Source organism: Pseudomonas sp. HMSC057H01, assembly GCF_001836405.1.
In the GTDB taxonomy this organism is placed as follows: Bacteria; Pseudomonadota; Gammaproteobacteria; order Pseudomonadales; family Pseudomonadaceae; genus Pseudomonas; species Pseudomonas aeruginosa.
In genome coordinates this window covers 114,708-118,344 of the sequence record NZ_KV828496.1, presented here as the reverse complement: position 1 = coordinate 118,344, position 3,637 = coordinate 114,708, and the positions used below count along the sequence as shown (strand labels likewise).

Sequence of the window (3,637 nt, the reverse complement as noted above, 5' to 3'; positions counted from 1 at the left end):
TGCAGGTGGTGCGGGCCGGCCCAGATGTACAGGGTGATCAGCGCCCAGAAGTGGACGATGGACAGCCGGTAGGAGTAGACCGGGCGCCCGGCTTGCTTGGGCACGAAGTAGTACATCATGCCGAGGAAGCCGGTGGTCAGGAAGAAGCCTACGGCGTTGTGCCCGTACCACCACTGGACCATGGCATCGGTGGCGCCGGAGTACATCGAGTAGGACTTGAACCAGCTCACCGGCAGCGACATGTGGTTGACGATGTGCAGCATCGCGGTGGTCAGGATGAACGAGCCGAAGAACCAGTTGCCGACATAGATGTGCTTGACCTTGCGCTTGATCAGGGTGCCGAAGAACACCACCGCGTAGGCGACCCAGACGATCGCCAGCCAGATCGCGCCGGTGAACTCGATCTCGGCGTATTCCTTGGTGGTGGTGTTGCCCAGCGGCAGGCTGACCAGCAGGATCACCGCCACCGCCTGCCAGCCCCAGAAGGTGAAGGCGGCCAGGGTGTCGGAGAACAGTCGCACCTGGCAGGTACGCTGCACCGTGTAGTAGCTGGTGGCGAACAGCGCGCAGCCGCCGAAGGCGAAGATCACCAGGTTGGTATGCAGCGGCCGCAGGCGGCCGAAGCTGGTCCAGGGCAGGTCGAAGTTCATCTGGGGCCAGACCAGTTGCGAGGCGATCAGTACGCCCAACCCCATGCCGATCACGCCCCATACCACGGTCATGATGGCGAACTGGCGAACCACCTTGTAGTTGTAGGCAGGTTCCGTCGTTGCTTTGTTCATCTGTACAGTCCCGAAAGAAATGAACAGCCGGCGACCGCCGTCGAGGGGGGAGACGGGGCGCCGGCCGGAGCCTGCAATCTAAGGGCTGGGGCGGGGGTAAAACAGCTTCAGGTCGATATGGAATTTGGGTATCAGATGGGGCGGGGGAAGGCGTTCGTGCAGGGCGGCGGCGCATACCGGGATGGGGGACGCGAGCCGATCATGGCGGATGACCGCGCGCGGTTATCCGCCCTACGCCGGGGTGGCTTTCCGTGTGCGGGGCGTCATCCCGCCAGCGACTGGGCGATCCGCCCGAGTGTCTCCATCGCCTTCTCCTGCCGCGCGCTCCACGGGTGCCCGTAGTTGAGCCGGGCGCAATGGGCGAAGCGGCGGGTGGCGGAGAAGATCGGCCCCGGGGCGAGGCTGATGCCCTGGGCCAGGGCCAGTTGGAACAGGCGCAGCGAGTCGACCGCCTCGGGCAACTCCAGCCAGAGGAAGTAGCCGCCGCTGGGACGGCTGACCCGGGTCTGCTCGGGGAAGTAACGCGCCACCGCCGCGAGCATGGCGTTCTGCTGGGTCTCCAGGGCGTAGCGCAGCTTGCGCAGGTGGCGGTCGTAGCCGCCGTGCTGGAGATAGTCGGCGATGGCCGCCTGGGCCGGGATCGACGCCGACAGGCTGGTCATCAGCTTCAGTCGCTCGATCTGCTCGGCGTAGCGTCCGCCGGCCACCCAGCCGACCCGGTAGCCCGGCGCCAGGCTCTTGGAGAAGGAACTGCAGTGCATCACCAGGCCTTCCTGGTCGTAGGCCTTGACCGGTTTCGGCGCCTGCTGGCCGAAGTACAGTTCGGCGTACACGTCGTCCTCGATCATCGGCACCTGGTGGCGCGCCAGCAGCTCGGCGAGGGCGCGTTTCTTCTCGTCGTCCATGCTCGCGCCCATCGGGTTCTGGAAGTTGCTCATGAACCAGCAGGCCTTGATCGGCAGGCGCTCCAGGCTGTCGGCGAGCACTTCCAGGTCGATGCCTTCACGCGGATGCACGGGGATTTCCACCGCCTTCAGCTTCAACCGTTCCAGCACCTGCAGGGTGGCGTAGAACGCCGGCGCCTCGATGGCCACCAGGTCGCCGGGACGGGTGACCACCTGCAGGCAGAGGTTGAGTGCCTCCAGCGCGCCGTTGCTGATGACCAGTTCTTCCACCGGCAGCAGCAGGCCGCCGACCATGTAGCGCAGGGCGATCTGCCGGCGCAGGCCATGGTTGCCCGGCGTCATGTCGGCGACCACCGACTGCGGGTCCATGTCGCGCACCGCGTGGGCCATCGAGCGCGCCAGGCGCGGCAGGGGAAACAGTTGCGGACTGGGAAACGCCGAGCCGAAGGGCACGGTGTCCGGGTCCTTGATCGAACTGAGTACGGAGAACACCAGCTCGCTGACGTCGACCTCGGTGGCGTCGGCCTGGCGCGGGCTGATCTCCGGTTCCGGCAGCGGCCGCTGCACGTGCTGGCAGACGAAGTAGCCGGAGCGTGCGCGGGCCATGATCAGCCCACGGCTTTCCAGCAGGTAGTAGGCCTGGAACACGGTGGAAGCGCTGACCCCGTAGGTACGACTGGCGTGCCGTACCGAGGGCACCTTCTGCCCGGGGGCGAGGACGCCGGTGCGGATCAGCTCGGCAATCTCGTCGGCGAATTTCTCGTAGCGCTTCATCTTGTCCTGGCCGCTGTCCTGGCTGGCCGTGGGCACGGCCGCTGGCGCCCACTCTATGCGCGCCGGGACCGTGTTGTCATGCCTCATCGCGGCCTCCTCAGCGCGCCGGCGAAACGAAGGTGCTGGTGCTGCCGACCGCCAGGCTCGGGTCGTCGATGCCGCGCAGGCTGAACGCCAGCGGTTGCGAGCCGGCCCTGGCGCGTTCGGCGGTAGAGGCCACCGACACCGGGAAGTCGAGGATCTCGCCGGGCTTCAGGCTCAGGGTGTGCTCGCCCTGCAGGCGGAACTCCGGCGCGTCGTCGAGTTGCAGGCGATAGCGCTGCGGCTGCTGGGTCTTGTTGATGACCTTGAGGGTGTAGATGTTCTCGATCTGCCCGGCGGCGTTCTCGCGGAACAGCCCACGGTCGCGGGTCACGTCCAGCGAGGCCAGCGGGCGGGCATCCAGGGCGACGACGAAGGCGCCGATCATCGCCAGCATCACCGCCGCGTAGCCGACCAGGCGTGGACGCAGGAAGCGGGTCTGGCCACCTTCCAGGGCGCGTTCCGAGGTGTAGCGCACCAGGCCGCGTTCATAGCCCATCTTGTCCATGATCGAGTCGCAGGCGTCGACGCAGGCGGCGCAGCCGATGCAGGCGATCTGCAGGCCGTCGCGGATGTCGATGCCGGTGGGGCAGACCTGCACGCACTGCTGGCAGTCGATGCAGTCGCCGAGCCCCTGGGCGCGCGGATCGCTGCCTTTCTTGCGGGCGCCGCGGGACTCGCCGCGGGCGGCATCGTAGGACACGATCAGGGTGTCCTTGTCGAACATCACGCTCTGGAAGCGCGAGTAGGGGCACATGTGGATGCACACCTGCTCGCGCAGCCAGCCGGCGTTGACATAGGTGGCGGCGGTGAAGAACAGCACCCAGAACAGGCTTTCCAGGTCCAGCTGGAAGCTGAACAGGTCGGCCACCAGCGGCCGCACCGGAGTGAAGTAGCCGATGAAGGTGATCGCCGTGACCAGGCTCACACCCAGCCACAGCGCGTGCTTGGCCGTTTTGCGCAAGAGCTTGGCGGCGCTCGCCGGACCCTGGTCGAGCTTGATCCGCGCATTGCGGTCGCCCTCGGTGACCTTCTCGCACCACATGAACACCCAGGTCCACACGCTCTGCGGGCAGGTATAGCCGCACCAGACGC

3 protein-coding genes are annotated in these 3,637 nt (G+C 66.8%); all 3 read right to left on the bottom strand.

Going from position 1 to position 3,637, the window contains the following annotated elements; all coding sequences use genetic code 11:
* Positions 1-782, bottom strand: a 782-nt coding sequence (locus HMPREF2581_RS19660; RefSeq protein WP_045108362.1) for a cbb3-type cytochrome c oxidase subunit I, incomplete at its 3' end; no start/stop codon positions are given.
* A gap of 263 nt (positions 783-1,045) precedes the next feature.
* Complete coding sequence (gene mapR, locus HMPREF2581_RS19655; protein WP_003101248.1) at positions 1,046-2,461, bottom strand: GntR family transcriptional regulator MpaR; 1,416 nt, start codon at positions 2,459-2,461, stop codon at positions 1,046-1,048.
* Between the two features lie 97 nt (positions 2,462-2,558).
* The coding region (gene ccoG, locus HMPREF2581_RS19650) for a cytochrome c oxidase accessory protein CcoG (RefSeq protein ID WP_049262332.1) at positions 2,559-3,637 on the bottom strand (1,079 nt) is incomplete at its 5' end.

What these genes read in the sequence shown, in the direction of transcription:
- mapR (WP_003101248.1), bottom strand. Translation starts at nt 2,461, where the DNA reads ATGAAGCGCTACGAGAAATTCGCCGACGAGATTGCCGAGCTGATCCGC.